The following is a 1,834-nucleotide window of genomic DNA, read 5'->3' as shown; positions in this document are numbered from 1 at the left end:
ACCACCCGAATGCGGGGCGCGCGGGCCACATCCCCCCTTCCGCCCGCGCGCCCCGACCCACGCGCTACCGTCACCGGGTGACCCAGGCGGAGGATTCGGTGCATCCCGGTGAGATTCTGCTGACGGAGTACCTGGAACCGCTCGGCATCACGCAGCACCGCCTCGCGGTGGCGATCGCGGTACCGCCGCGGCGGATCAACGAGATCGTGCACGGTACCCGGCGGATCACCACGGACACCGCGTTGCGGCTGGCCCGCTACTTCGACACCAGCGAGCGGTTCTGGCTCAACCTCCAGGATCGGTACGACATCGAGGTGGAGCGGGAGCGCCTGGCCGACGTGCTCGCCGCGATCCGGCCACTGCGCTCGGCCTGACGAAAGGCGCTACCAGGCGTCCGGTTCCGAGCTCCAGTCCTCGTCCCGGAGGCGGAGGGCGTCCGCGCGGGCTTGCTCGAGCCAGACCCGGCGGTCCTCATCCGCCGGGTCTTCGATGTCCGGCATCAGGTGCGGCGGTCGCCGGTGGCGGTGGTCATGCGGTCGCGCCACTCGGTGACGGCCGCGCCGCGGCGGGTGCCGAGGGTGGCGTCGAAGCGGCGGGCGCGCTTGGCGACGGTGAGCCCGACGTAGGTGTTGGGGCCGGTGATGGCGGCGGTGGCGACCGCACAGGCCTCGTCGACCTCACCCCCGGCGAGCAGCGCGGTGGCGTGCTCGAAGCGCACCAGCGCGGGCTCCATGGTCTCGGACGGGTGGTAGGCGGCGATCGCCTCGGAGGCGGCCTGCTCGGTCTGGTCGACGAGCCCGAGCCGGGCCGAGCCGATGGCCCGGTAGAAGGCGAGCTTCTCCGGCCGGAAGGAGAAGATGCCGAGCGGCATCTCCTCGGGTTTCGCTACCGCGAGCGCGGCGGCGGCCCGGTCGATGCAGCGCGCGAAATCATTCGCTTCGCCGAGTTCGGCGTGCGCCCGCGCGGCCAGGCTCCAGAGCCAGGCGGTGGCGGGCCCGCGGTCCGGGTTCTGCGCGAGCCGCGGCGCGAGCAGCGAGAGCACGTCGCGCGGGCGGTCGCTGTAGGTGGGCAGGTAGCCGGCGCCTGCCAGCGCGATGTCCTCGGTGTAGCGGTCCCCGATGTCCTGCGCGGCGTGCGCGGCGGTGGTGTACCACATCTTGGCCTGGCCGAAATGCCCGTCGTTGAACAGGATCTCGCCGACGACGGTCGCCAACCTGCCCGCGGTGCGCACCAGCCTGGCCTGCGCCGCGGTGGTCTGCCGCTCGGCGAGACAGCTGCGGACAGCCCGGAACTGCTCCAGCGCGCCGGGCAGCAGCTCGCGCGGCGGCACCTGCACCGCGCGGGTGCCGAGGTGGGTGGCGGTCTCTTCGAGCACGAGCAGCCTACGCTCGCTGATCGAGCCCGCGTCCAGCGCCGCGAGCATCCGTTCGGGTTCCGCCGCGACGAGCGCCGCGGCCTGGCCGGCTATTCCGATGCCGGCGTAGGTCAGTAGTTCACGCCTTCTCACGTCGTCCTCGACTTCCTTGTCGAGCCCGCTTTCGAGCTTGGGTTCCGGTTCGGCGATTGCCTGCGTGAACCGGGCCAGCGCCTCGGCGTCCGCCTCGGCCAGCACCCGATCCAGCAAGCGCCTGCTCGCATCGTGCATCCGCGTGGTGCGGCCGTTCTCCCACAACCCCACGGTGCGTGGTGTCACTCCCACCAGACGGGCGAACTCGTACCGACTCCGGCGCATCGCCGCGCGCAGCGCTCGGACGTGTTCACCCCTCCAGTCGACTTCGAGCATAGGTGCCGCCTCGTCCCCTACCGGTGCTTACAAGCGAAAAGTACTCGCAAT

2 protein-coding genes are annotated in these 1,834 nt (G+C 71.7%); one reads left to right on the top strand and one right to left on the bottom strand.

Features of this window, described 5'->3' with window-relative positions; genetic code table 11:
* Positions 1-77 precede the first annotated feature (77 nt).
* On the top strand, positions 78-374 hold the full coding sequence (locus tag ACFUUZ_RS02350) for a HigA family addiction module antitoxin (RefSeq protein WP_378691661.1): 297 nt from the start codon (positions 78-80) through the stop codon (positions 372-374).
* Between the two features lie 125 nt (positions 375-499).
* On the opposite strand, the gene ACFUUZ_RS02345 is transcribed toward ACFUUZ_RS02350, so the two are convergent.
* Positions 500-1,693 (bottom strand): hypothetical protein, encoded by a 1,194-nt coding sequence (locus ACFUUZ_RS02345; protein WP_378691660.1) that lies wholly within the window; start codon positions 1,691-1,693, stop codon positions 500-502.
* Positions 1,694-1,834: the final 141 nt, after the last annotated feature.

The organism is Nocardia sp. NPDC057353 (assembly GCF_042667085.1).
In the GTDB taxonomy this organism is placed as follows: Bacteria; Actinomycetota; Actinomycetes; order Mycobacteriales; family Mycobacteriaceae; genus Nocardia.
The sequence above is the reverse complement of the archived record's forward strand: the minus strand, read 5'-3'. Positions and strand labels throughout refer to the sequence as shown.